20 protein-coding genes and 2 riboswitches are annotated in these 24,287 nt (G+C 63.9%); of the genes, 6 read left to right on the top strand and 14 right to left on the bottom strand.

Going from position 1 to position 24,287, the window contains the following annotated elements; all coding sequences use genetic code 11:
* Positions 1-90 precede the first annotated feature (90 nt).
* Positions 91-2,004 (bottom strand): ABC transporter ATP-binding protein, encoded by a 1,914-nt coding sequence (locus tag ACIQC5_RS04475; RefSeq protein WP_400278778.1) that lies wholly within the window; start codon positions 2,002-2,004, stop codon positions 91-93.
* A gap of 4 nt (positions 2,005-2,008) precedes the next feature.
* On the bottom strand, positions 2,009-3,670 hold the full coding sequence (locus ACIQC5_RS04470; protein WP_400278777.1) for an ABC-F family ATP-binding cassette domain-containing protein: 1,662 nt from the start codon (positions 3,668-3,670) through the stop codon (positions 2,009-2,011).
* A 246-nt stretch (positions 3,671-3,916) separates the two neighbouring features.
* Between ACIQC5_RS04470 and ACIQC5_RS04465 the strand changes: the two genes are divergently transcribed.
* From ACIQC5_RS04465 to ACIQC5_RS04445, 5 genes are all read left to right on the top strand, one after another.
* Complete coding sequence (locus ACIQC5_RS04465; RefSeq protein ID WP_400278776.1) at positions 3,917-4,639, top strand: hypothetical protein; 723 nt, start codon at positions 3,917-3,919, stop codon at positions 4,637-4,639.
* Positions 4,636-5,343, top strand: a complete 708-nt coding sequence (locus tag ACIQC5_RS04460) for a hypothetical protein (RefSeq protein ID WP_400278774.1) — start codon at positions 4,636-4,638, stop codon at positions 5,341-5,343. The genes ACIQC5_RS04465 and ACIQC5_RS04460 overlap by 4 nt, the downstream gene beginning before the upstream one ends.
* Positions 5,344-5,585: 242 nt before the next feature.
* Positions 5,586-6,401: an amino acid ABC transporter substrate-binding protein gene (locus ACIQC5_RS04455; RefSeq protein WP_400278773.1), complete on the top strand. Its 816-nt coding sequence runs from the start codon at positions 5,586-5,588 to the stop codon at positions 6,399-6,401.
* Positions 6,402-7,061, top strand: a complete 660-nt coding sequence (locus ACIQC5_RS04450) for an amino acid ABC transporter permease (protein WP_400278772.1) — start codon at positions 6,402-6,404, stop codon at positions 7,059-7,061.
* Positions 7,048-7,863, top strand: a complete 816-nt coding sequence (locus tag ACIQC5_RS04445; protein ID WP_400278771.1) for an amino acid ABC transporter ATP-binding protein — start codon at positions 7,048-7,050, stop codon at positions 7,861-7,863. Before ACIQC5_RS04450 ends, ACIQC5_RS04445 begins: the two co-directional genes overlap by 14 nt.
* A gap of 49 nt (positions 7,864-7,912) precedes the next feature.
* Here ACIQC5_RS04445 and ACIQC5_RS04440 read toward each other — a convergent pair whose 3' ends face one another.
* The 11 genes from ACIQC5_RS04440 to ACIQC5_RS04390 form a co-directional block, all read right to left on the bottom strand.
* Positions 7,913-10,939 carry an alpha-mannosidase gene (locus tag ACIQC5_RS04440; protein ID WP_400278769.1) on the bottom strand — a complete coding sequence of 1,009 codons (3,027 nt, stop codon included), beginning with the start codon at positions 10,937-10,939 and terminating at the stop codon, positions 7,913-7,915.
* 173 nt (positions 10,940-11,112) lie between these two features.
* A complete protein-coding gene (gene fdhD, locus ACIQC5_RS04435; RefSeq protein WP_400278767.1) occupies positions 11,113-11,979 on the bottom strand; it encodes a formate dehydrogenase accessory sulfurtransferase FdhD in 867 nt (288 codons plus the stop codon).
* A 7-nt stretch (positions 11,980-11,986) separates the two neighbouring features.
* Positions 11,987-14,296, bottom strand: coding sequence for an FdhF/YdeP family oxidoreductase (locus tag ACIQC5_RS04430; protein WP_400278765.1), 2,310 nt, complete (start codon positions 14,294-14,296; stop codon positions 11,987-11,989).
* A gap of 55 nt (positions 14,297-14,351) precedes the next feature.
* Positions 14,352-15,695: a molybdopterin molybdotransferase MoeA gene (locus ACIQC5_RS04425; protein ID WP_400278764.1), complete on the bottom strand. Its 1,344-nt coding sequence runs from the start codon at positions 15,693-15,695 to the stop codon at positions 14,352-14,354.
* Complete coding sequence (locus tag ACIQC5_RS04420) at positions 15,692-16,018, bottom strand: DUF6457 domain-containing protein (protein ID WP_400278762.1); 327 nt, start codon at positions 16,016-16,018, stop codon at positions 15,692-15,694. The genes ACIQC5_RS04425 and ACIQC5_RS04420 overlap by 4 nt, the downstream gene beginning before the upstream one ends.
* Before the next feature lie 21 nt (positions 16,019-16,039).
* Positions 16,040-16,687: a molybdenum cofactor guanylyltransferase gene (locus ACIQC5_RS04415; protein WP_400278760.1), complete on the bottom strand. Its 648-nt coding sequence runs from the start codon at positions 16,685-16,687 to the stop codon at positions 16,040-16,042.
* Positions 16,688-16,729: 42 nt separating this feature from the next.
* Positions 16,730-17,230: an HNH endonuclease gene (locus ACIQC5_RS04410; RefSeq protein ID WP_400278758.1), complete on the bottom strand. Its 501-nt coding sequence runs from the start codon at positions 17,228-17,230 to the stop codon at positions 16,730-16,732.
* Between the two features lie 312 nt (positions 17,231-17,542).
* Positions 17,543-18,310 (bottom strand): NlpC/P60 family protein, encoded by a 768-nt coding sequence (locus ACIQC5_RS04405; RefSeq protein WP_400278756.1) that lies wholly within the window; start codon positions 18,308-18,310, stop codon positions 17,543-17,545.
* A gap of 101 nt (positions 18,311-18,411) precedes the next feature.
* Positions 18,412-19,119 (bottom strand): C40 family peptidase, encoded by a 708-nt coding sequence (locus ACIQC5_RS04400; protein ID WP_400278755.1) that lies wholly within the window; start codon positions 19,117-19,119, stop codon positions 18,412-18,414.
* Positions 19,120-19,123: 4 nt separating this feature from the next.
* Positions 19,124-19,292, bottom strand: a riboswitch (cyclic di-AMP (ydaO/yuaA leader).
* Between the two features lie 140 nt (positions 19,293-19,432).
* A complete protein-coding gene (locus ACIQC5_RS04395; RefSeq protein WP_400278753.1) occupies positions 19,433-20,263 on the bottom strand; it encodes a M23 family metallopeptidase in 831 nt (276 codons plus the stop codon).
* A gap of 4 nt (positions 20,264-20,267) precedes the next feature.
* Positions 20,268-20,509: riboswitch (cyclic di-AMP (ydaO/yuaA leader) on the bottom strand.
* Between the two features lie 203 nt (positions 20,510-20,712).
* Entirely contained in the window at positions 20,713-21,408 is a 696-nt protein-coding gene (locus ACIQC5_RS04390; RefSeq protein ID WP_400278751.1) for a metal-dependent transcriptional regulator, read from the bottom strand.
* A gap of 295 nt (positions 21,409-21,703) precedes the next feature.
* On the opposite strand from ACIQC5_RS04390, the gene serC reads away from it, so the two are divergent.
* Positions 21,704-22,834 carry a phosphoserine transaminase gene (gene serC / locus ACIQC5_RS04385; RefSeq protein WP_400278749.1) on the top strand — a complete coding sequence of 377 codons (1,131 nt, stop codon included), beginning with the start codon at positions 21,704-21,706 and terminating at the stop codon, positions 22,832-22,834.
* 129 nt (positions 22,835-22,963) lie between these two features.
* Here serC and ACIQC5_RS04380 read toward each other — a convergent pair whose 3' ends face one another.
* The gene (locus tag ACIQC5_RS04380; protein ID WP_400278748.1) at positions 22,964-24,277 is read right to left on the bottom strand and encodes an MFS transporter; all 1,314 of its coding nucleotides are present in this window, start codon (positions 24,275-24,277) and stop codon (positions 22,964-22,966) included.
* Positions 24,278-24,287: the final 10 nt, after the last annotated feature.

Below are 24,287 nucleotides of genomic sequence, written 5' to 3'. Positions count from 1 at the left end.
ACCCAAGCGCTGACACCCAAGTAAGTGTCGGATCGCGGCCTACAAGCACCCAACAGGACCCCAGCAGGACCCCGTTGGGTGCGGACGGCGTTAGAGTTCCGGCAGAGCTTCCTCAGCCACGGCAGTTGCTTCCGCGAACTGCGTCCGGTACAGCTCGGCGTAGCGTCCATCCGCGGCCAAAAGCTCGGTGTGCGTTCCGCGTTCCACGATGTTGCCGTCTTCGACCACGAGAATCGCGTCCGCCGCGCGGATGGTGGAAAGCCGGTGGGCAATCACGACGGCGGTACGCCCCTCGAGTGCCTCTCCCAAGGCCGCTTGGACGGCGGCTTCGTTGGTGGAGTCCAGGGCCGCAGTGGCCTCGTCGAGAATGACCACCCGCGGCTGCTTGATCAGCAACCGGGCGATGGTGAGCCGCTGGCGTTCACCGCCGGAGAGCCGGTATCCGCGCTCCCCCACCACGGTTTCCAGGCCGTCCGGAAGGGAACGGATCATGGGCTCAAGGCGGGCACGCCGCAGGACATCCCACATGTCGTCCTCGCTCGCGTCCGGCCGGGCCAGACGGAGATTGGAGGCAATGGTTTCGTGGAACAAGTGCCCGTCCTGGGTCACCATACCCATGGTGTCGCGCAGTGAATCGAAGCTGAGGTCGCGGACGTCCACTCCCGCCCCGGGTCCGACGCCGCCGAGGCGCACGGCTCCGGAGTCGACGTCGTACAGGCGTGACAGCAGCTGGGCGACGGTCGACTTTCCGGCGCCGGACGAGCCCACCAGGGCCACCGTCTGGCCGGGTTCCACGCGGAAACTGACCCCGTGCAGCACTTCTTCTCCGCCGCGCGTGTCCAAGGTGGCAACATCCTCCAGCGAGGCCAGCGACACCTTTTCTGCCGACGGGTAGGCGAAGCGGACGTCATGGAATTCCACGGCAACGGGGCCGGCCGGGACTGTCACAGCACCCGGCTTTTCCGTGATGAGCGGCTTCAGGTCCAGGATTTCGAAAACGCGCTCGAAGCTGACCAGGGCGCTCATGATTTCCAGGCGGGCGTTGGACAGCGCAGTCAGTGGGGCGTAGAGGCGGGTCAGCAAGAGCGCCAAGACCACGACGTCGCCTGGTGCCAGCTGGCCGCCAATGGCGAGCCAGCCGCCCAAGCCGTAAACGAGGGCCAAAGCGAGCGCCGATACCAGCGTCAGGGCCGTCACGAAAGTGAACTGCAGCATCGCGGTCCGGATTCCGATGTCGCGCACGCGCCCTGCCCGGGCTGCGAACTCATGGGATTCCTCATCCGGCCGGCCAAAGAGCTTCACCAGCGTGGCTCCGGGCGCGGAGAACCTCTCTGTCATCTGTGTGCCCATTGCTGCGTTGTGGGCCGCGGCTTCGCGGCGGAGGTCGGCCAGCTTCGAGCCCATGCGGCGCGCCGGGATGAGGAAGATCGGCAGCAGCACCATGGCCAGTACCGTCACCAGCCAGGAGGTGTTGAGCATGACGGCCAGCGTCAGGGCCAAAGCAACCACGTTGCTGACCACGCCGGACAAGGTCCCTGCGAAGGCCGACTGCGCGCCAATGACGTCGTTGTTGAGCCGGCTGACCAAGGCTCCGGTGCGCGTCCGGGTGAAGAAGGCGATCGGCATGCGCTGCACGTGGTCGAACACCCGCGTGCGCAGGTCCACAATCACGCCCTCGCCAATGGTGGAGGAGAGCCAGCGGGTGACGAGTCCTACTCCGGCTTCGCCCACAGCGACGATTGCGATCAGCACGGCCAGCCAGATCACCGTGCCCACGCCGGCGTTGGCGATGATGGCGTCAACAACCTGACCGGCGAGCACCGGTGTGGCAACGGCCAGGAAGGCCCCCACGATGGAGGCGATCACGAACGCAATGAGCTTGCCCTTGTGCGGGGCTGCGAAGCCCATCACGCGCTTCAAGGTTTCCTTGGAGAACGGCTGCGAGCCGCTCTTGGCGGTAGTGATGTTGTACAGCGAGCTCCAGGCCACGCGGTCCATGCTCATGGTTCTAGTTCTCCTGGCCGGGAATGTGGTGAAGTTCCTGGACGCGGCCGTTTTCAAGATGCCATCGCTTATCCAGGCGGACGTTTTCAAGTAGCCGGCGGTCGTGGGTGACCAGCAGCAGGGCCCCTTCGTAACTCTCGAGGGCTTCTTCCAACTGCTCAATGGCCGGAAGGTCAAGGTGGTTGGTGGGCTCATCGAGCACCAGCAGGTTGACGCCGCGGGCCTGCAACAAGGCGAGCGCAGCACGGGTCCGCTCGCCCGGGGACAGCGAATCCACCGTGCGGGATGTGTGGTCGGCTTTGAGGCCGAACTTGGCCAGCAACGTGCGGACGTCCGCGCTGGTCCAGTCGACCAGGACGGCTTCGACGGCGTCACCCAGCTGCCGCCCGCCGTCGAGCAGTCCGCGGGCCTGGTCGATTTCGCCTATGGCCACCGAGGCACCCATGGAAGCATCGCCGTCGTCGGGCAACTGCGTTCCGAGCAGCAGCCGCAGCAGAGTGGACTTGCCGGCACCGTTGGGTCCGGTGATGCCGATGCGTTCGCCGCCGTTGAGCTGGAGGTTGACCGGTCCCAGCGTGAAGTCGCCTTGGCGGGCAACGGCGTCGCGCAGAGTGGCGACGACGGCACTTGAGCGTGGCGCCTGGCCGATGCTGAACTGCAGCTGCCATTCCTTGCGCGGTTCCTCAACCTCGGTGAGGCGGGCGATGCGCGACTCCATTTGGCGGACCTTTTGCGCCTGCTTCTCGGAGGATTCAGTGCTCGCCGCGCGTCGGATCTTGTCGTTGTCAGGGTTTTTCTTCATCGCGTTACGGACGCCTTGGGAGCTCCATTCGCGCTGCGTCCGTGCCCGGGAAACAAGGTCTGCCTTGGTGGAGGCGAATTCCTCGTAGCGTTCGCGGGCGTGGCGCTTGGCCACGGCCCGTTCTTCGAGAAATGCTTCATACCCGCCGTCGTAAACAGCCACGGAGTTCTGGGCGAGGTCCAGTTCCACCACGGTGGTGACGCAGCGGGCCAGGAATTCGCGGTCGTGGGACACCAGCACTACACCGCCACGCAGGCCTTGCACGAATGCTTCGAGGCGGGCCAAACCCTCAAGGTCGAGGTCGTTGGTGGGTTCGTCCAGGAGCACGACGTCGAATCGGCTGAGCAGGAGGGCAGCGAGCGCCACTCGGGCGGCTTGCCCGCCGGACAGGCCGGTCATGAGGGCATCGGGGCCGGGTTCGAGGCCGAGATCCGCCAGGACTGCGGGGATCCGGTCCTCCAGGTCCGCCGCTCCGGACGCCATCCACCGGTCGAAGGCCAGGGAGTAAGCATCATCTGCGCCGGGAGCCCCGGAACCGAGGGCCTCGGCTGTGGCTTCCATTTCTGCGGTGGCCTGTGCACAGCCCGTGCGGCGCGCAATGTATGCTGCGATGGTCTCGCCCTCGGTGCGCTCGTGTTCCTGGGGCAACCAGCCGACGAACGCGTCCGACGGCGCCAGGCTGACAGTGCCTTCCTGGGGTTGGTCTACACCGCCAAGGATGCGCAGCAGCGTTGACTTGCCGGCGCCGTTTGCACCCACGACGCCGACGACGTCACCGGGCGCCACGGTCAGGGAAAGTTTCGAAAAGAGAGTGCGGTGGCCGTGGCCACCGGCAAGATCCTTGGCTACCAAGGTTGCAGTCAATTTCTATCCTCCCGCTGCACCTGGGTGGCGACGAAGAGCGCCACGGGCAGCGTACTTGCTGGCGTGTGTGTCACAGGCATGGAAAAACCCGTTGGTCCGGACTTGGGGGGTGTACGGACCAACGGGTTCAAGCATCAAGCATAATTCAATGTGGCGTCGGCGTAAAATCGTTTCCGTACTCCAGAGTCCGGCCTTCCCCTGGGATAGGCCGGAATTGTCCGTTTGAAACACCCAAGAAAGCCATACATGCCCTTACCGTCCAAGGCGTTCCAACGCTGGCTTCATGGCGTTGCGCCGGACGCCAGTACCGCGGACGTCTGCAGGATCTCCGGGATCAAACGCACAACACTGGCCCAACAAATGGTCCGGGGCAAGGTGGCGGAGTCCACTCTGGTCAGCATCAGCCGCGCCTATGGCGTGAGCCCGGTAGAGGCCCTGGCCACGTTCGACCTCTACGCCGACCTCCGCGGCGAGCCCGTTCCGCCCACGGCTTGCGAGCTCGTCAGCCAGATTGCCACCATCGACCTGCTGAGGGCAGTGGTGGACCGCAGCGAGCCCGGCACGACGCCGCCTGCCGAGTTGTCAGGGACACCGCACCCTACCGCCGTGCGCAACTGGGTGGACGCGATCGACGACGGCGAGTTGCGGCACCGCGTCAGCGAAGCCACCGGTATTGCGCCGCAAAATTTCTCCGCGCACCTGACCGCCAACAGACTCCCGCCGGAACTGGCCATCGCGACCTCCCGTGCAGCCGGTGTCGGGCCCGCCGGAGGCCTGGTGGCAGGAGGCCTGATCACGGAAGCCGAAGCCGGTTGGACGCCCAACGGACGCCGCGAGGCACTCGACCGGATGTCGCTGGGCGAACTGGTAACACTGGCCGGAGATCGGCTTCAGGCGCTTGGAAAGACCCTGCGCCGCCAAGAACAAGACCATGAACGAACTGAACGAATTTGGGAGAACCTCGGATGACGGCTGTCCTGCCTTGGGTCACGCTGATTATTTGCCTTGCGATCACCGCTGCCCGTCTCCCAAGCGCTTTGCGCGGCGAGAACCGCGTGGTTTTCTACATTTTTGCCCTGATGTCACTGGATATCCTGCTGAGCATCGAGGGCCCCTACCTCGCCATCGACTCGTGGCTGGGCGGAATGAACGTGGCCAACTTGTTGCTGCGGTTCCTGCTCTATGGCACCTTCCTGCTGATGGGCATCAAGATCGCCACTGGCTTTGGCTCAGACTCAGCCGCTAAGGCAATCCGCGGTCCGCTCGGGCTCACGGTCCTTTCCATCACTGCGGCACTGACGATCTATTTCTTCGTCATCACGGATACACGTGGCTCCGCGGTGGGCATGACCGGGCTGACGTGGGGACCGTCGCTGGAGGCCTACGCTGCCCTGGGCCGGTTCTATCCCGGGTTTGTCTCAGTCTGCCTGCTGCCCGCGATCTGGCGAACAGTGGCGGGCCGCGCCCCTCTGTTGCTCCGGGGCGCATCCGCCTTGCTGTTCCTTGGCCTGACGCTGCTTTTGGTGTCCCAGTTCTTCCCGCTGATCCCGGCCGTACACCTGTGGCTGCGTTCCCTGATCAACTACTCGGCCGTACTCGCGACAGCCATTGGGCTGGCAGGAATCTGGTTTTCCAAGGCCTATGCCCGGAGGAAAGCACGACGCACGGCGTAAGACTTTCACAAAACCATTAGATCGTGGCACAATCATGAATGTGTGAACGCAAAGGCGGCCTGGCCCCGGAATCAGAGAACGGGTTTCCGGTGCACGTGGCGCCTGTGGGATCACAATTGGGGGGATGAGTGGTGGCGGGCTGTTGGGGACCGCCCCCACTCAGCCTTTTTAACGGCATTTTCCGCCCGCTTCACGGCGGTCCTTCACCATGGTGCGGCACGGCCCGTGACTAAGATGGCTCCATGAACAGCCTTCGCACCCGCCGCTCGGTTCTTGCAGCTACCCTGGCCTCGGCCGCTCTCGCATTGTCTGCTTGCGGCGGTGGGTCCACCCCCGCCCAGACCGGCGGTGACACGTCCCTTTCGGATGTGAAATCCAAGGGTGAACTCGTCATCGCCACCGAAGGCACCTACCGCCCCTTCAGCTTCCACGCTGACGGGGCCGGCGAGCTCACGGGATTCGACGTTGAGATTGCCAAGGCTGTTGCCGGCAAGCTTGGTGTGAAGGCGACGTTCCAGGAAACCCAGTTCGACGGCATCTTCGCAGGCCTCGACTCCAAGCGCTTCGACACCATCGCCAACCAGATCTCCATCAACGATGAGCGCAAGGCCAAGTACGAGTTCTCCACGCCGTACACGGTCTCCACCGGAGTGGTGGTCACCAAGTCGGACAACTCCAGCATCAACTCGTTCGCTGACCTCAAAGGCAAGACGACGGCACAGTCGTTGACCAGCAACTTCTACAAGATGGCCGTTGAAGCCGGCGCCAATGTCCAGGCTGTCGAAGGTTGGGCGCAGTCCGCCACGTTGGTGCAACAAGGACGCGTGGATGCCACCGTGAACGACAAACTCACGTACCTGGACTACGCCAAGAACACGCCTGATTCCGGCCTGAAGGTCGCCGCCGAGGCGCCGGACAAGACCGATAGCGCCTTCGTGTTCCGCAAGGGCTCCACCGAGCTGACCACGGCCGTGGACAAGGCCCTCACGGACCTCCGGGCGGACGGAACACTGGCGAAGATCTCCGAGAAGTACTTCGGCGCGGACGTCACCAAATAGATGAACTGGGATCTCATCTGGAGTTCCTTCGGGCCGATCATCGGTGGTGCCGTCACAGGGACCATCCCGCTCACGCTCGCGTCCTTTGCCATAGGCCTGGTCCTGGCCCTGCTGGTTGCCCTGATGAGGCTGAGTTCCAACTGGCTGGTATCGGGCATCGGCCGGTTCTACGTCTCGGTCATCCGAGGCACGCCGTTGCTGGTCCAACTGTTCGTGATCTTTTTTGGACTGCCCAGCCTCGGAATCAAGCTTGATCCGTGGCCGAGCGCCATCATCGCGTTCTCCCTGAACGTGGGCGGCTACGCGGCCGAGATCATCAGGGCCGCGATCCTGTCGGTGCCCAAGGGCCAGTGGGAAGCCGGACACACCATCGGCATGTCACGCCCGCAGGCACTGGTCCGCATCATCCTTCCGCAGGCCGCCCGCGTGTCCGTCCCCCCGTTGTCCAACACGTTCATCTCCTTGGTGAAGGACACGTCCCTCGCCTCCCTGATCCTGGTCACCGAGCTGTTCCGCAATGCCCAGCAGATCGCCGCCTTCAGCCAGGAGTTCATGGCCCTGTACCTTCAGGCAGCCCTGGTCTACTGGATCATCTGCCTGGTCCTTTCCACCGCGCAGTCCGACGTGGAAAGGAGATTGGACCGCTATGTCGCCCACTGATGCACCTCAGCAGCACCAGCCCCGTGTCACATCCGTCTTGAGGGCCCGGAACCTGGCCAAGGCTTTCGGCAGCAACGTTGTGCTGCGCGACATCGACATCGACATCAAACGCGGTCAGGTGGTTGCGCTGATCGGGCCCTCCGGTTCGGGGAAGACCACTGTTCTCCGCTCGCTCAACGGTTTGGAGATTCCCGACGGCGGTACGGTGACCTTCGCGGGCTCCGACGCCTCGGCCGGCTCCGGACTTTCCATCGATTTCGGCGCCAAAGTGGGCAAGAACGAGATTGCCGCGCTCCGCGACCGGAGCGCCATGGTCTTCCAGCACTACAACCTGTTCCCGCATATGACGGTGCTCAAGAACATCATCGAAGGGCCCGTCCAGGTCCAGAAACGCCCCAAAACCGAGGCCATCGCCGAGGCAGAACGCTTGCTGGAACGTGTTGGCTTGGCTGACAAGCGGGACGCCTACCCCTTTGAACTATCCGGCGGGCAGCAACAGCGCGTTGGCATTGTCCGTGCGCTGGCCCTGAAGCCGCAACTGCTGCTCTTCGACGAGCCCACCTCTGCCCTGGACCCCGAACTCGTTGGCGAAGTCCTCGGTGTCATCAAGGAACTGGCGGAGGAGGGCTGGACCATGGTGATCGTGACCCATGAACTGGCGTTCGCCCAACACGTTGCGGACGAGGTCATCTTCATGGACGGCGGTGTGGTGGTGGAACGCGGTCCCGCTGCCGAGGTCCTCCGGGCACCCCGCCAGGAGCGCACCAAGCTCTTCGTGAAGCGGCTCCAGCACGACGTCTGATTATTGGCCCTGCTGCGGGGTGCCCGGCCAGGCCGGACACCCCAAGCAGTCAGCGGGTAAAGCGCAGGGTCACCAGTTGGAAAGGCCGCAGGACCAGCTCTGCTGAGTTGGCCGTGGCCGACACTCCAGGGGCCTCCACGGGCCGTTCAAGGAGATCGGTGGCAACCACTGCCCTTGCCTCGAAGTTCGCTGCCACAGAGCCAGCGGAGCGCTCGCCCAAGGATTCGTACAGTCGAACGATCACGTCGCCTGACCCATCCTCGGCCAGCTTGACTGCTTCAACCACAATCGCGGGGTTGGACACCGCCACCAGCGGGTCCACCTGGTGCCCGCCGGTCATGTACCGTGGCTTCAGGTTGGTCCTGTAACCCTCCTCCACGGCGTCACTGATGCCGGCACCGGGCCGGATACTCAAGTCAAGCGAGTGCTCGCCGCGATCGGCTTCGGGGTCCGGGAACCTGGCCGAGCGCAGCAGGGAAACGCGGACCGTGGTGGTGGTTCCGCCGTCGTCGCGGACAGCCCTGGTGACGTCGTGGCCATAGCTGGACGAATTACTCACGGCCACGCCATAACCCGGCTCGGCCACATGGATCCAGCGGTGCGCACAAATTTCGAATTTGGCAGCCTCCCACGAGGTATTGGTGTGGGTGGGCCGGAAGACATGGCCGAACTGCGTTTCCGAGGCTGAACGGTCAGCCCTGACGTCCAGCGGGAAGGCGATCTTGAGCATCTTTTCGCGCTCCTGCCAGTCCACCGTGGTGGCGATCGCCAGCGACTGCGCGCCGGCGTCGAGCGTGATGCGTTGCCTCAGCGAGGAGGCACCCACGGACCGCTTGACCACGACGACGGCGCCAGTTGCCGTCCGCTCCAGGTCGATGGCGTCCGCGTGGGTCACTGGCGTGACATTGTGGCGGTAGAACTCCTCAATGTCCCAGGCGTCCCACTCATTGGGCGTGTCACGGAAGAGCTCCAGATGGTTGCCAAACTGACCCGGCGCAATCGCGTCCCGGCCGCTCGCGTGGTCCACCAAGGACGTTAGCAGGCCGTTGGCGTCCAGCACCGCGCGGATGATCCCGTTGTCCAGCACAAATCCGCCGCCATCTTCCGTGACGTCAACGGCTGTCCCTGCGGGCACTGCTTCGGCAATAGCCAGAGCAGGGACACCCTCGCGGTCATGCGGGGCGGCGTTGAGCAGGAACTGCGTGTTGCCCTCCCCTACCAGGGCTTCGGCGGCGTCGGCGATGATCGCTTCGAGATCGCGCTCAATGGCCGCGTAATTCCGCTCGGCGTCTTGGTGTACCCACGCGATGGAACTGCCGGGCAGGATGTCGTGGAACTGCTGCAAGAGGACCAGCCGCCACAACCTCTTGAGCTCTGTTTCAGGGTATGAGTAGGCCGCCCCGAGTCGGACAGCAGCCGTGGAGCACCACAGCTCGGCCTCGCGCAGGAGGTGCTCGCTGCGGCGGTTGCCCCGCTTGGTCTTGGCTTGGCTGGTGTAGGTGCCCCGGTGCATTTCCAGGTACATCTCACCCACCCACACGGGGAGGTTGCTGTACTCGGCTTCGGCCTTGGTGAAGAAGTCCTTGGCTGTGCCCATGCGGACCTTCGGCGAGCCCTCAAGATCTGCGGTGCGGTGGGCCGCAGCCACCATCTCGCGCGTTGGTCCGCCGCCGCCGTCGCCGTAACCAAACGGAACCAGCGACATGGTGCCGCGGCCGTGGTCGCGGTAATTGCGTTCAGCATGGGCTAGTTCCCGGCCGTGTAGTTCAGCGTTGTAGGTGTCCACGGGCGGGAAATGCGTGAACAGGCGGGTGCCGTCAATACCTTCCCACGTGAAGGTGTGGTGGGGCATGCGGTTGACCTTGTTCCAGGAAATCTTCTGGGTAAGGAACCACCGGGAACCGGCAGACTTGACGATCTGCGGCAACGCACCGGAGTAGCCGAACGAATCGGGCAGCCAGGCTTCCTCGCATTCGACGCTGAACTCTTGGAGGAAGAAGCTTTTGCCTTCCACGAACTGGCGGGCCATGGCTTCGCCACCGGGCATGTTGGTATCGGATTCCACCCACATGCCACCCACGGGAATGAACTGTCCGGCCTTGACCTTTTCCCGGATGCGGACAAAGAGCTCGGGGAAGAACTCCTTGATCCAGGCGAGCTGCTGGGCCGAGGAACAGGAGAAGACGAAGTCCGGGTCTTCATCCATGAGGGCCACCACGTTGGAGAAGGTTCGGGCGCACTTGCGGATGGTTTCGCGAACTGGCCATAGCCAGGCTGAGTCAATGTGCGCGTGGCCCGTGGCCAGGAGCTCGTGGGCGGATGCGTAAGCCGGCCGCTTGAGGACCTCGGCCAGGGCTTTCCGTCCGGCAGCAGCGGTCCCGGCGATGTCGTCCGGATCCATGATGTCCATCATCCGTTCCAGTGCACGGAGGATCTCGTGGCGCCGGGGCAGTTCCATGGGAAGTTCGTGCATGAGACCGCTGAGCGTCCAGACATCCTGGTTGAGCTCCCAGACAGTTTCGTTGAGTTCGGCGATCGCGATGCGGCCAAGGCGGTATCTTGGCTCGTCGCCGGAGGTGGCCTTGTCTCCCATCGGTGTGGGAACGAACGACCAGCCCTGCGCCACGTCCGGGTTGGCTGCGGCCTCGACGTAAAAGTCCACCGATAGTCCGCCGCCCAGCAACTTGAGGGGGACGTGATAGTTGCGTGGTGAGATTGCCTTGATGATGCTGGCATCGGCACGCCAGGCGGTGCCCTCGCACTGAAACCCGGGAGCATCGCTGCTGAATCCCAGGTCCACGATGATCTCTACGGCGGTCCCATCCGCCGTACCCCAGCCTTCGGGAACCTCACCCTGCAGTCGAAGCCATTTGGTACTCCAGGCCTTACCCCACGGCACGCCGGGTTCTTGCGGGACGAACAATTGGCGCATCGCTTCAGCGGCCGGAACAGGCTCTCCCGGAACCTCCCAGCTACTGAGCTGCAACGGGACGGATCTGCCGTAAATGGCCGGAAGAATGCGATCCCGAACGAATCGATCGAGACGCTGTTCAGTGATCCGGCGGTCGTCGTGCAATTAAGGTCCCCTTAGGCGTTTGGCTGGGTGGCGAGGCGTGATGACCGGCGGTCCAAGCTGTTGGGCATGGATGGCGCTACGGAGCACCCCGCGATTCCAATCGATGGATAAAATCTACGTCGTTCCTGCTCAATAGCCAAGTGATCGACGACTATCCCCGGCACGTCATTGGCCTAAGCAGCCGAATCTCCCTCGATCCTGTCTCTTCCTGCATACACATTCAGGCTCTGTCCACGGCTGAATCCCACCAGCGTGATGCCGGCTTCGTCAGCAAGTTCCACGGCGAGGCTGGACGGGGCGCTGACGGCCGCCAGCACGGGGATACCCGCCATGGCTGCTTTCTGGACCAGCTCGAAGGACGCCCGCCCGGACACCTGCAAGACAGTCCCTTTCAGCGGCAGCATGCCGGAACGCAAAGCCCAGCCCACTACCTTGTCCACAGCGTTGTGGCGACCCACGTCCTCCCGGAGGCACAGCAGCTCGGAAGTACCGTCGTCGTGGATCCGGAAGAGCCCGGCAGCATGGACGCCACCGGTCTTCTCGAAGACCGCCTGCGCCTCCCTGAGACGGTCCGGGAGCGCGGCGATCGCCCTCACTGGAACTGTGAGCCCGTCATCCTTGGGGCTGTGGTGGGATGACTTGCGGACCGCCTCGATGGAGTCAGTCCCACAGATACCGCACGAACTGGACGTGTAGACGTTGCGGCCGGTGTCCGGACGCTCGACGTCGGGCCGCAGTTGAGCGTCCACCACGTTGAAAGTCTGGACGCCATTCTCATCTTCCCCTGAACAGAAGCGCTCGGAAATGAGCTGGGATGGCTCCCACACGATGCCCTCGGAGACGAGGAACCCTGCCACGAGATCGAAGTCATCGCCCGGCGTGCGCATGGTCACCGAGAAGGACATGTCCCCCAGCCTGATTTCCAACGGCTCCTCCACGGCAAGCACGTCTTCCTTGAAGCGGACCGGGTGCTCCAACGACTGGGGTGAACCATCCAGGACAAATTTGTGCACCTTGCGGCGCTGGGTCACGCGTCCCACGTCAGGATCAGCTCTCCTCTTCAGTGTGGTGCTTGACGAACCGCACTGTCATGGCCTTGTAGCCGGGTGTATTGGATTCACGCGCCACGAGTTCGCGGTGAACCAGCGCGTTTGCCTCGGGGAAGTACGCCGCCGCGCAGCCCTTGGCCGTGGGGTAGGCGATGAGCCGGAACCGATTGGCCCGCCGCTCGGTCCCCGCGAAGGTGGACACCACATCCACCAGCTCCCTGTCCTGGAAGCCCAGGCTGCGGATGTCGTCCTCATGCACCAGGATCACCCTGCGGCCATCGGAGACGCCACGGTACCGGTCATCGAGGCCGTAGAACGTGGTGTTGTACTGGTCGTGGCTGCGAACGGTCTGCAGGATGAGGTGGCCCTCAGGTGCTTCGAGGTACTCGAGCGGGCTCACCGAGAACCTCGCCTTGCCAATGTCCGTGGCGAACGTACGGGTGTCACGTGGCGGGTTGGGCAGCACGAATCCGTTCTTGCTGCGGACGCGTTCGTTGAACTTCTCGAACCCGGGAATGACGCGGGAGATGTGGTCCCGGATCACGTCATAGTCTTCAGCCATGGCCCGCCAGTCCACGCTGTGGTCGTCTCCCAGCGTGGCTTGCGCCATGCGTGCCACAATCACCGGCTCGCTCAACAGGTGCTCCGAAACCGGCGTCAGCCGGCCCTGCGTTTTGTGGATGACAGACATGGAGTCCTCCACGGACAGGAACTGCTTGCCCTTGGGGTGCTTGTCGTCAGTGTCCGTGCGTCCCAAGGTGGGCAGGATCAGGGACGTCTTGCCGTGCACCACATGCGCCCGGTTGGGCTTGGTGGAGATGTGGACGGTCATGCCCGCGTTCCTGAGGCCTGCTTCCAACGCCACAGTGTCCGAACCCGCAGCAGCGAAGTTTCCACCCATGGACACGAACACATCCACGTCGCCGTTTTCCAGGGCATGCTGGGTTTCCACTGCGTCATAGCCGTGCTCGCGGGGCATCCTGAAACCAAATTCTTCATCCAGCGCGGCCAGGAAGGGTTCGCGCGGTTTCTCCCAGATCCCCATGGTGCGGTCACCTTGGACATTGGAGTGGCCACGGACCGGACACGCGCCGGCTCCACGCTTGCCGAAATTGCCCTGGAGCAGTAGCAGGTTGATGATTTCGCGCAGTGTGTCCACGGAGTGCGGCTGCTGCGTCAGGCCTAGTGCCCAACAAATAATGGAGGCCTTGGACGCCGCCATCATGCCGGCCACCTTCTCGATTTCCGCGCGCGTGAGTCCCGTGGCGCGTTCGGTCTCGGCCCAGTCCAGCACGGAACGGGCCTGGGCATAGGCGGCGAATCCATCGGTCTGCTTCTCAATGAAGGAATGGTCGACGACGGTACCCGGGTTCCGCTTCTCTTCTTCCAGGAGCAGGTGGCCCAGCGCCTGGAACAGCGCGAGGTCGCCACCGACCTTGATCTGCAGGAATTCGTCAGCGATAGTGGTGCCGCCGCCGATGACGCCGTTGAGCGACTGCGGATCCTTGAAGTTCAGCAGCCCGGCCTCGGGAAGAGGGTTGACGGCCACGATCTTTCCGCCATTGTTCTTGCAGTCACGGAGGGCGGAAAGCATGCGGGGGTGGTTGGTTCCAGGGTTCTGGCCCACCACCAACACCAGCTCTGCGTGGTGGATGTCCTCCAGGGAGACGGTCCCCTTGCCGATGCCGATGGTCGGATTGAGTGCGCTGCCGGAGGACTCGTGGCACATGTTGGAACAGTCAGGCAGGTTGTTCGTACCCAGGCTCCGCGCAAACAGCTGGTACATGAAGGCGGTCTCGTTGGCCGTCCGGCCTGACGTATAGAAGACACACCGATCGGGCGTGCTGGCATTGATGTGCTCACCGATCAGGGCGAACGCCTCGGTCCAACTGATAGGTGAATAGTGCGTGTCGCCGGGCTTGATGACCACCGGCTCGGCGATCCGGCCCTGGCTCCCCAACCAGTACTCGGTCTTGTCCTCAAGGTCTGCAATGGAATACCGCGCCCAGAATTCTGCGCCAACCGTACGGGTAGTGCTTTCCTCGGCGATTGCCTTGGCGCCGTTCTCGCAGAACTCCGCAGGGCTGCGCCTGCCCGTGATGGATTCCGGCCACGCACACCCCGGGCAGTCGAAGCCGTCGTGCTGATTGACCCGGAGCATGGAGCGCACCGTGCGGGCTACGCCTGCCTGGGCATAGCCCCTTTCGAGGGCAACGGTGACGGCTTTGACACCAGCTGCAGCTCGTTTGGGCGGGTGGACTTGCAGGTCATCTTCGTTGATGTCCTGTTCTGGAGCATGCCTGTTCATGAGTCCATCATTGCAAGCCGGAACACCCGCTGGCCACCTGCGTCCATCCGCAAGGTCAGCCGTCGAGCCCGCTCCAGTCCACCGGACCAGCAGGCGCCTTCTTTTGTTGGCGCGCGGGCGCCTTCTTTGGCTTGTCGTCAACCGGTTTCGGCGCCGGGAGCGGTTTGCCCCAGGGCAGTGGGAACGCCGGAACCATTTCGCCCATTTGGACTCCGTGCGGGGGCACTACCATCACGCCGTCCGCGCCGGCCAGGCCGCGCATCATTCCCGGGCCGGCGTGTTGGGCCGGTGAAGCCAACCCGTACACCAGTTTGAACGGCATCAGGCGGGTGCGGCCGGGATCGGCGTCGATCATGGAACCGCAAGGAACCTCGCCGACGTCGTCCAGGGCGCGGTGGCCCAGCGCGGCCAACAGGGGTGCACCGACGGTGAACAAGGCCATCATCGCGGCCAGAGGGTTCCCCGGCAGGCCTAGGACGAACCGGCCGTCGGGCAACTCAGCCAAGACTGCCGGATGGCCCGGGCGCATGGCTATGCCGTCTATCAGCAAGCGGCCGCCGAGTTCTGCCACGGCCCTGCGGAAATGGTCAGTTCCGGAACGTCCCGTTCCTCCGGTGGTAATGACGACGTCGGCCGGCGGCTCGATCCCGGTTGGTGTTTCACCGGGAACCGGCTCCGCGTCCTGCAACGCGGCAAACCAATCGGCGTAGGTGTCACCTACTTTCAGGTGCTCGCCAGCGATGCCGCCCAGCAGTTCAACAACGGCGCCCAACTGAGGGCCAAAAGTGTCCCGGACCTGGCCCGGCGCAGGCACACCTTCGGCCACTACTTCCCCGCCCGTCATGACGAACTTCACCAGTGGCTTCCCCAGGACTTCCAGTTCATCCAAGCCAGCAAGCGCGGCGAGGGCGATGTGCGCGGGGTTCAAGACGGTCCCGGCTTTGACCAGGACATCGCCCGATGCAGCCTCCTCGGCTGCTTTCCTGATGTGCTGGCCGTTGCGCGGCTCACCCGGCTTCGCGGTGCCGCCAAGCGCAAGCACCGGCAGCCCGTCGTCGTCCGTGGTGATGACACCGCTTTCGCTCCGCAGAACCGCTTTCGCGCCGGGAGGAACGAGCCCCCCGGTCACAATCGCACTGGCCTGATGGGGTGCCAGCCTCTGGCCTGGCTCGCTCAGTATCCATGGACCGCTGCCATTCACGGCCCAGCCGTCCATCGCGGACGATGCATAGTGGGGCATGTCCTGCACTGCCACGGCATCGGAAGCCAGAGTACGGCCAAGGGCTGCCTTGAGCGGCACCTGGCCTGCAGGGATAGGAGCAGCGACCTCAAAGGCGCGCTGCCGGGCCTCATGCCAAGTGTGTGCCGCGTGGTGGCCCTGTCCGGGGGCCTCCGTCATTCGGCGTCGGTCCCGTGTGCCGGATCCGCGGCTTTCGCTGGTTCCGTGCCGGCTGGCTCGGAGTACTGTTTGGCCAATTCGCGGGCAAGCTTCAGTGCGGCGCCCATGGACGTTGCATCGTTGGCTTGGCCCGTACCTGATGCCATCCCGGCCGCGAAACCGGCAATAAAGGTTGTCAGCGGAGCGGCAGGGCGAACCACGGAGTGGGCGGCGACTCCCGCCACTGCGAGGATCTCATTGATGTCCACATCTACGTCTTCGAGCTCGAAGGCCTGCAACAGCGTGCGGCACCATTCCTCGAGCGTCTCTTCCTGGCTCTTCATGTCCGCCTCCACTTTGTTCGCTCAGCTGTCACTGTCTATGCCCAATGCCGCGGCATCGTCCCACGTGTCGACGTCGTCCGTGGAACCGCCTGGCACGGAAACGGCCAGCAGCTTCAGCCTAGCAAGCAGCCGGAAGACGGAGGAGTTCGTTAACCCGGATCCGGCGGAAGCTACGGCAACTTCGCGTTCCAAAGCCGCAGTGCTGTAGATCCCCAAGAGTGGCTGGCTCCGCCCATCCGCTGAAACCGCCATGGCCCCCTCTACCTCAGAGCCCCCTCCGAATACCGCAGGACCTTCTTCCCTCGGCGGGAGCTGCTCCACAAGCGGCGCCAGTTCTTCAACGAGCGCGGCGACGCCTGCCGCGGCACGTGGCATGTCACAGGCGAGAACCAGGGTCCATGGCGAACGTGTGGGGCGGGTGCGCAAGGCCACTAATCCAGCAGCGATGGCGGCCGCCGGACCGGCAAAGGCAGGTTCCTCCCGCGCCGTGAGCACGCCGGCCGGAAGAGCCGGGGCGTCGGGCCCAACCACCACCACGGCAACAGCAACCCGCGCCGACTGCAAGGCATGCGTCAGGAGGGTGGCGCCGTCGTACTTCAACCCGGCCTTGGGCACGCCACCGAGGCGGGTGGACCGGCCACCCGCCAGGATCACGGCGTCGAACTCCATCTGCCCAGATTACCGGGATGAAGGGAGCACGGCGGAAATCGATCAGGCAGCGGATTCCGGCAAGAGGAACGGGTCCCAGTCCGGCGCAGGTTTCTCGAGTTCCTTGATCTGCCACATGGTTCCTGTGGGCACCGCGGGCGTGAAACGAAGTTTCCAGCCCATCTCGGCGGGCGTATGGTCGCTCTTGGCGTTGTTACACCGCAAGCAGGCCGCCACCAGGTTTTCCCAGGAATCCGCGCCGCCCCTGGATTTGGGGTGGACGTGGTCAATGGTGTGCGCTGTTTTCCCGCAGTAGGCGCAGCGATGGCCGTCGCGGCGAAGAACTCCGCGTCGGCTCACGGCAGTGATCCTGTTGTACCGGGGACGGATGTAGCGATTGAGGAGGATCACGGAAGGTCTTCCGAGGATCTCCTGTGGCCCGACGACAGGCTCGTCGCCTTCGGCCACTACGCTAGCTTTCCCAGTCAGCACAAGGACCAGCGCCCGGCGGAAGGTGACTACCGCCAGCGGTTCATATCCAGCATTCAGAACGAGTGTGCGCATGCACGTACCTCTTCACGGCCGCACCCGTCAGGGGCACGAGGGCCGGCTGCCCTCTGCATGTACGGGCTGTGGATCGACACCATAAGAGTAAGCATTCACATGCCGTATCAACGAATTTTTCTGTCGTTTCCGGTGCAGTGTCGGCCAAAGTTCACGTGGAGGACACTTGATGCCGTCGCCTGCGGTCTTCCCGGCAGAACACTGATGGCCCGGCGCCTTCCAGCACATTCGGCACGTTCGGGCACATTCGGCGTGTTAAAAGCAGAACACCCCGCGGCACATGCCTGCGGGGTGTTCTGTTGGAGTTGTTGGTCAGCCGCCGACGCGGATGAAAACGGGGCCGGAACCAACGTTCACGCTGAAGAGTGCAGTGGTGGATCCGTTCCATCCGCCGTGCACTGCCATGCCGTTGCCGACGTAGACCGCAATGTGGGCCATTCCACCGTAGCCACCATTGGCGTAGTACGCGAGGTCGCCCGGCTGGGCCTCAGCGGCGCTGACCGTGCGACCAAGGGAGAGGTAGCCTGCGGGCCAGTCGTGGAAGTTGATACCGACAGCTGCCAGGGAGTTGGTCACCAGCATGGTGCAGTCCTGGGTGACGCCGAGCTGAGCGTACGCGGCAGCAGCGATTGCTGCGCCGGTGCCGGAGGACGCGGCAGGAGCCTTCGCGCCCGTTGCCGCGGTGCTGACCGCAACATTCGCGCCGCCGGTGGCTCCCGACGTCGTCTTTGCCGTGGCGGTTTCCTTGGCAGGCGCCTTCTCCGCTACGGGCGCAGGGGCCTCTACGGTGGAGACAACCGGGCGCTCATAGGAGATGGAGACTGTGGAGTCGGCAGCAATGGTTGCCTGCGCGACTGTCTGGACTTCCAGCGTGGACGTGGAGGTGGACTCCCGCTGAACGTTCGCATCGGCCGCATGGGCTGCGACACCGCTGGTCAAGACCAGGCCGGAAGCTGCTGCGATGACGGCTGCCTGGCGGCCAACGCCACCGGCGTTGTCGCTGACAGCTTTGGCAATGACGGCAAGGGAGCTGGTCTTGGGGGCCTCAGCGCGATGCCGTGCAAGGTTTGCACTGGTCATGATTACTCACTTTCGTTTCCGCACATCGGTTGGGGCGACGTGCGGTTCTTGGGCGAGCCAGCACTTGGGGGGCATGCTGGCGTACCCCGAACGGGATTTTTCTAGCGGAGGGTGTAGAACGAAGACGAGCCGGTGGAGGCTACAGAATGCAGGAGCGTGCCCTGGCTGGGGTTCAGTGCGCTGATCATCATGCCGTTGCCGACGTAGATGCCAACGTGGGCTCCGCCGTTCTGCATGACAAGGTCGCCGGGCGCAGGCGTGCTGGTGGGCGTCATGGCCGTCCAGGCATTGACGCGCGGGATGCTGATGCCGGCCTGGGCGTAGACCCACTGCGTGAACCCGGAGCAGTCCCAGCCGTTGGGGGACGTGCCGCCCCATACGTACGGGTGGCCGATGCCGGTGTACGCAATTGCGGCAAGACCGGATGCTGCGGCGCTGGAAGCTGCATCGCCGGTCTTGGAGGACTGGGCCGTCAGAGTGCCGGTGGCTGCATCCTGGGTGCGCTGGGAAGCGCGCTGGACAACTTTGGGGGCTTCCTTGGTGGCCACGACGGGGCTCTCGAAGGAAACGGTTGCCGTGGGCTCTGCGGTAACAACCAGCTGCTGGGTGCTTGAGGCTTCCGACTTGGAGACGTCCGTGTCAGCCGCTTGGGCTGGCAGGCCAACGCTGAGGACGAGACCCGAGGCTGCGGCCAGAACGGCGGCCTGGCGGCCTACGGTGCCGGCATTGGTGGAAACAGCCTTGGAAAGAGTGTTCAGCGGGTGAACCGTTTGGGCGCGGTGGCGCGCAGGGGTAGTGCGTGAAGACACGAAGGTAGCCTCTCCCAATGCCTGCGAGGTGAGCTGTCGGATTCGGATGGGAGTCATCCGGCCACGCTGCTTCCTAAGAAGCTTTGCGACTTAACCCCAAGGCCTTCTTGCGAAGACCAGAAGTGGTTCCCCCGCCCCTGCCAGACGATTTATGCGAACGGATCTTGAGTGGTGGCAGAGCTAGGCAATCCACCCAAGTGCACCGGCCCCCTAAAAAGCCGATGCGCTTTAGACGGTACAACAGTTGGGGCTGAATGTCACATTCAGGTCACGGGGTGTGTCCTCGATGCGATAGTCAACCATCAGCTGACTGTTAGAGCCAGCCCATGGGGTCTACAACTTCGCCGTTGACCTGGACCTCGAAGTGCAGATGGCACCCCGTGGAAGCGCCTGTGGTGCCGCTGAGGGCTACAGTGTCTCCGCGGTTGACCGTTTGGCCAACCTTGACTGTGAAGGACGACAGGTGGTTATACGTGGTTTCCAGGCCATTGCCATGGTCCACCACTACGCGATTGCCTCCGCCGTAGGCGTGCCAGCCCGCGAAGGTGACCTTGCCGGCCGCAGCGGCGTGCACGGCAGTGCCGCACTGGGCAACGAAATCCTGGCCGCGGTGGAAGTCGCCGGTTCCGCCAGTCAGGGGGCTGACGCGGTAGCCGAAGGGCGATGCCGTGACCAGCGTGTCCAGAGGGCTACCAAGGGTGCCAAGGGAGGACGCGCGCTGGATGCTGCCTGCGGACTGGGCGCTCAGCAGCTGCTTGAGCTTGCCGTCCGGGTCTGCCTTGGTAGCGACCGCTGCACGGCTGAAGTCAATCTTGGCGCTTGCTTCTGCGGAAACCTCGGGCTGGCTGCCTCCGGCGACCGACAAGGCCGACGTCGTCTGGCCGGATTCCGACGTGGCCATGACCGGGCTTGTGGCCGGCAGACCGACAGTCAGGGCAAGTCCGGTGGCGGCAAGCGCAACACCGGCTTTCTGCCCGACGCCACTGGCTGCGGCGAAGTCGGCTACCTGGCGCATCGGGCTCTTACGGCGGCGCACCTCACGGTGGGTGTCGCGCGGCCGGGTTTCCGTTACTACGCGGGCTGGCCGCAGCTCAGCAGCGGGGCCGGACGCGCGGCGGCGGCCCCTGACGTTCTGCGATGTCAAACTCTGTTCCTCTCTGGAAAGCCTGCGAAGTTAGCTGTCGGATTCGGGTCAGAGAGTTCAAAGACCCGGTCCGCACGAAGCGCTCACGGCACACAGGTATCCCCGAAAGGAACTGCGATAGTGGGCACTTCTGCTGCGGACTTCACCCCAAGGCTGCTTCTTTAGACAGCCGCTTGTGGTTCCCCCGCCTCTGCCAGTGGTGGATAACACACCCGATCCGCTGGCAGAGCTCGGCTCCAGATCAGGTAACGCTTTGGTATCGGCGTTAGTAGATAACTATAGGCGATTAAGCCCCGCAGTAATAAATTCGTTATCTTCCAAAACAACCGTGTTGGCGAAGGCCCTTATCACTCTTTGGTCAAAACCGCAGGTCACACGCCCGCAAAAGGGCACAGTGAGATGGACCACGTACCCGCCGGGCAGCGTGTTCCGCAGGGACGAAAGGGTGGTCAGCTGACCGTAACGAAGACGTGCGCGGCTACCTCGGGAGGCAGCTCAAGGGCACCCTCGATGCCGGGTACGCGAACGGAGATGTACTCCCCCACTCGCTCAAGGGACACCGGTGCGCCTGGACGGATTCCGCCCTCATCCAGCTGGGTCAGCAGTTCAGGCTCCACCTGGATGGGCTCCGCGAGACGACTGACCATGACCTTGGAATCCGCAGCATAGTTGTCCATGGCGTCGATGAGGTTGACCACACCGCGCGAGAATGGCTGGCTGGGGCTGCCGCCGAGGGCTTCCAGTCCGGGAATCGGGTTGCCGTATGGCGATTCGGTGGGGTGTTCCAGCAGCTCGTAAAGCCTGCGCTCAACGCGCTCACTCATCACGTGTTCCCAGCGGCAGGCTTCGTCGTGCACGTAGGCCCAGTCCAGGCCGATGACGTCGGCGAGCAGTCGCTCGGCGAGGCGGTGCTTACGCATGACCTCGGTTGCCCGCTTGCGGCCGGACTCGGTGAGTTCGAGGTGACGGTCATTGGAGACCACCACCAGGCCATCGCGCTCCATGCGGCCGATGGTCTGGGAAACCGTGGGGCCGGAGTGGCGGAGACGCTCCGCGATACGTGCGCGAAGAGCCACGATGTTCTCTTCTTCCAACTCCAAAATGGTCCGAAGATACATCTCAGTGGTATCGATCAGATCCGTCATCCAGCTCAGCTCTCCTCGAACGCAGTTCTTGCGTAATCTCCACCGTACAACGTCCCGGTCAAGGCCAAACGGCTTGGAGCCGCAACCTCTGGAACGCCAACCCCAAGCCTAGCTTATTTGGAATTACTCCGGATAATTTTCATTACCGGAGCGGCCTCGGCGTTCCACGTGGCGGACTATGACAAGGACAGGTATCCGCGTACGCACACAGTCAGGCAGAATTGGGGAGTCGAAGGGGCAGCCGATGCCACCTGCCACGACCCATCTCGACCGCTACTTCACATTGGAGCCACACGTGAGCGACGCCAGCATCACTATTCCCGCCGACTTGCTGCCCAAGGACGGACGCTTCGGCGCAGGACCGTCCAAGGTCCGCCCGGAACAGGTCGAGGCGCTGTCCGCAGCATCGGCAACCATCCTGGGCACTTCCCACCGCCAGGCACCCGTCAAGAACCTGGTGGGCTCGGTCCGCGAGGGCCTCAGCCAGTTCTTCCGCGCCCCGGAAGGCTACGAAGTGGTGCTCGGCGTCGGCGGCTCAACAGCATTCTGGGACATCGCAAGCTTCGGGCTGGTTGAGAAGAAGGCCCAGCACCTGTCCTTTGGTGAATTCGGTTCCAAGTTTGCTGCAGCCACCAACAAGGCCCCGTTCCTGGACGCTTCCTCCATCATCAAGTCCGAGCCGGGCACCCGTCCCGCAGCCCAGGCTGAGGCCGGTGTGGACGTTTACGCCTGGCCCCAGAACGAGACGTCCACGGGCGTGGCCGCTCCCGTGAAGCGCGTCCAGGGTGCGGATGAAGCTTCGCTCGTCTTGGTGGACGCTACCTCGGCTGCAGGTGGCCTGGACGTGGACGTGGCTGAGTCCGACGTCTACTACTTCGCCCCGCAGAAGAACTTTGCATCCGACGGCGGTCTGTGGTTGGGCCTCTTCTCCCCCGCCGCGATCGAGCGCGCTGCCCGCATCAAGGCAAGCGACCGCTGGATCCCGGACTTCCTGGACCTCCAGACTGCGATCGACAACTCCCGCCTGAACCAGACCTACAACACGCCGTCGCTGTCCACGCTGGTAACCCTTGACGCACAGGTTCAGTGGCTCAACAGCAACGGTGGCCTGGATTTCGCCAGCAAGCGGACCGCCGATTCCGCGAGCCGCATTTACTCCTGGGCGGAAGCCTCCGAGTACGCCACACCGTTCGTCGCCAAAGCAGAGGAACGCTCCAACGTCATTGCCACCATCGACTTCGACGACTCGATTGACGCGGCGGCCATCGCCAAGGTACTGCGGGCCAACGGCGTCGTGGACACCGAGCCGTACCGCAAGCTCGGCCGCAACCAGCTGCGCATCGCAACGTTCGTCGCCATCGAGCCGGACGACGTTTCTGCCCTGCTTGCCAGCATCGACTACGTCGTGGGCGAACTGAAGAAGTAACCACCACGCGCGGTTTTCCGCGCGAACGGCTGGGTCGGCGTCGTCCGGGAATTCTTCCCGGGCGGCGCTGACGCTTTTAAGCGCTTCCCCCCAAAAAAAGCGCTGCCCCATGGGCTGCAGAGGCTGCCGCTAGGTCACGCGGCGGGAACCGTCGTCGTCGTCCTCTTCCTCCGGGTTCCGTGCCAGCAACGACTCAACGCGGAAGTACCGCATCCCGCGCGCGCGTCGGTCGAAGCGGAGCCGCAGCTGCTTGGCCCTGATAATCCAGATCAAACCCACGACGGCGGCGCTGACGCCGGACACCGCTGCAACGCCCACGGCCCATCGTGGCCCGCCGGCGTTGGCAACCCAACCCACCAGAGGGGCTCCGATGGGTGTTCCGCCCATGAAAATGGCCATGTACAGCGACATCACGCGGCCGCGCATGACAGGCTCTGTGGTGGACTGCACGTAGCCGTTGGCACTCGTGATGACAGTGAGCGCGAACAAGCCGCAGGGCACCAGGGCCATGCCGAACAGAACGGCGTTGGGAGCAAGCGCGGCCAGGGCGCTGGCCACACCGAACCCTCCGGCGGCCAGGAAGATCAGTCTCAGCCGGGGTCGCCCGCGCCGGGCCGAAAGGAGCGCTCCCGTCACGGATCCAACGGCCATCACGGAGTTCAAGAGTCCAAACGCGCCGGCGTCCATGCCGAACTGGGTGCCCACCATAGCGGCGATGAAGAGCGGGAAGTTCAGCCCGAACGTCCCCACAATGAAGATGGCGGCCATGACTACCTGGATGTCCGGCCGGTTGCGGACATAGCGGAGGCCTTCCCGGATACGCCCCTTCCCGGCCGCTGCGCGCGGCTGGGATCGAAGGGATGAGACTGGGATAAGGATCAGAGCCCAGACCATTCCCGCGAAGGACAGGGTGTTGATGAGGAAGACCCAGCCGGGTCCCACCACCACCGTCAACACACCGGAAACGGCAGGACCGATCATGCGTGCCACGTTGAAGGACGCGCTGTTGAGCGCGACTGCGTTGGAGAGGTAGTCGTCCTTAACGAGCTCGGAGACGAACGTCTGCCGGACCGGCGCGTCCAGGGCCGAGACGATCCCGAGAAGCAGGGCAAAGATGTAGACATGCCACAGCTCGGCAGCGCCGGCCAACACCAGGAGACCGAGACCCGCGCTGAGCAGTCCCATGGCAGAGACCGTGAGGAAGATCAGGTTTCTTCGGCTGTAGCGGTCGGCCAGCAATCCGGCCCATGGAGCCAGAAAGAGCTGGGGACCCAGTTGGAGGGCGAGCGTTATTCCCATCGCGCCGGCGTCGTGGTCTGTCAGGTGGTCAAAGACCAGCCAGTCCTGCGCTGTGCGCTGCATCCACGTGCCGATGTTGGATACCAGGGCACCGAAGAACCAGATGCGGTAGTTGAGGATTCCGAGGGATCTAAAGGTGGACATCACTGTCCAC

The sequence above is a fragment of the Paenarthrobacter sp. NPDC092416 genome (genome assembly GCF_044755025.1).
Lineage (GTDB): Bacteria > Actinomycetota > Actinomycetes > Actinomycetales > Micrococcaceae > Arthrobacter.
This window is presented reverse-complemented; position numbering and strand designations above follow the sequence as displayed.

Coding starts and splice junctions, on each gene's coding strand:
- ACIQC5_RS04475 (WP_400278778.1), bottom strand. CDS start 2,004: ATGAGCATGGACCGCGTGGCCTGGAGCTCGCTGTACAACATCACTACC.
- ACIQC5_RS04465 (WP_400278776.1), top strand. CDS start 3,917: ATGCCCTTACCGTCCAAGGCGTTCCAACGCTGGCTTCATGGCGTTGCG.
- ACIQC5_RS04460 (WP_400278774.1), top strand. CDS start 4,636: ATGACGGCTGTCCTGCCTTGGGTCACGCTGATTATTTGCCTTGCGATC.
- ACIQC5_RS04455 (WP_400278773.1), top strand. CDS start 5,586: ATGAACAGCCTTCGCACCCGCCGCTCGGTTCTTGCAGCTACCCTGGCC.
- ACIQC5_RS04450 (WP_400278772.1), top strand. CDS start 6,402: ATGAACTGGGATCTCATCTGGAGTTCCTTCGGGCCGATCATCGGTGGT.
- ACIQC5_RS04445 (WP_400278771.1), top strand. CDS start 7,048: ATGTCGCCCACTGATGCACCTCAGCAGCACCAGCCCCGTGTCACATCC.
- ACIQC5_RS04430 (WP_400278765.1), bottom strand. CDS start 14,296: ATGAACAGGCATGCTCCAGAACAGGACATCAACGAAGATGACCTGCAA.
- ACIQC5_RS04425 (WP_400278764.1), bottom strand. CDS start 15,695: ATGACGGAGGCCCCCGGACAGGGCCACCACGCGGCACACACTTGGCAT.
- ACIQC5_RS04420 (WP_400278762.1), bottom strand. CDS start 16,018: ATGAAGAGCCAGGAAGAGACGCTCGAGGAATGGTGCCGCACGCTGTTG.
- ACIQC5_RS04415 (WP_400278760.1), bottom strand. CDS start 16,687: ATGGAGTTCGACGCCGTGATCCTGGCGGGTGGCCGGTCCACCCGCCTC.
- ACIQC5_RS04410 (WP_400278758.1), bottom strand. CDS start 17,230: ATGCGCACACTCGTTCTGAATGCTGGATATGAACCGCTGGCGGTAGTC.
- ACIQC5_RS04405 (WP_400278756.1), bottom strand. CDS start 18,310: ATGACCAGTGCAAACCTTGCACGGCATCGCGCTGAGGCCCCCAAGACC.
- ACIQC5_RS04390 (WP_400278751.1), bottom strand. CDS start 21,408: ATGACGGATCTGATCGATACCACTGAGATGTATCTTCGGACCATTTTG.
- ACIQC5_RS04380 (WP_400278748.1), bottom strand. CDS start 24,277: ATGTCCACCTTTAGATCCCTCGGAATCCTCAACTACCGCATCTGGTTC.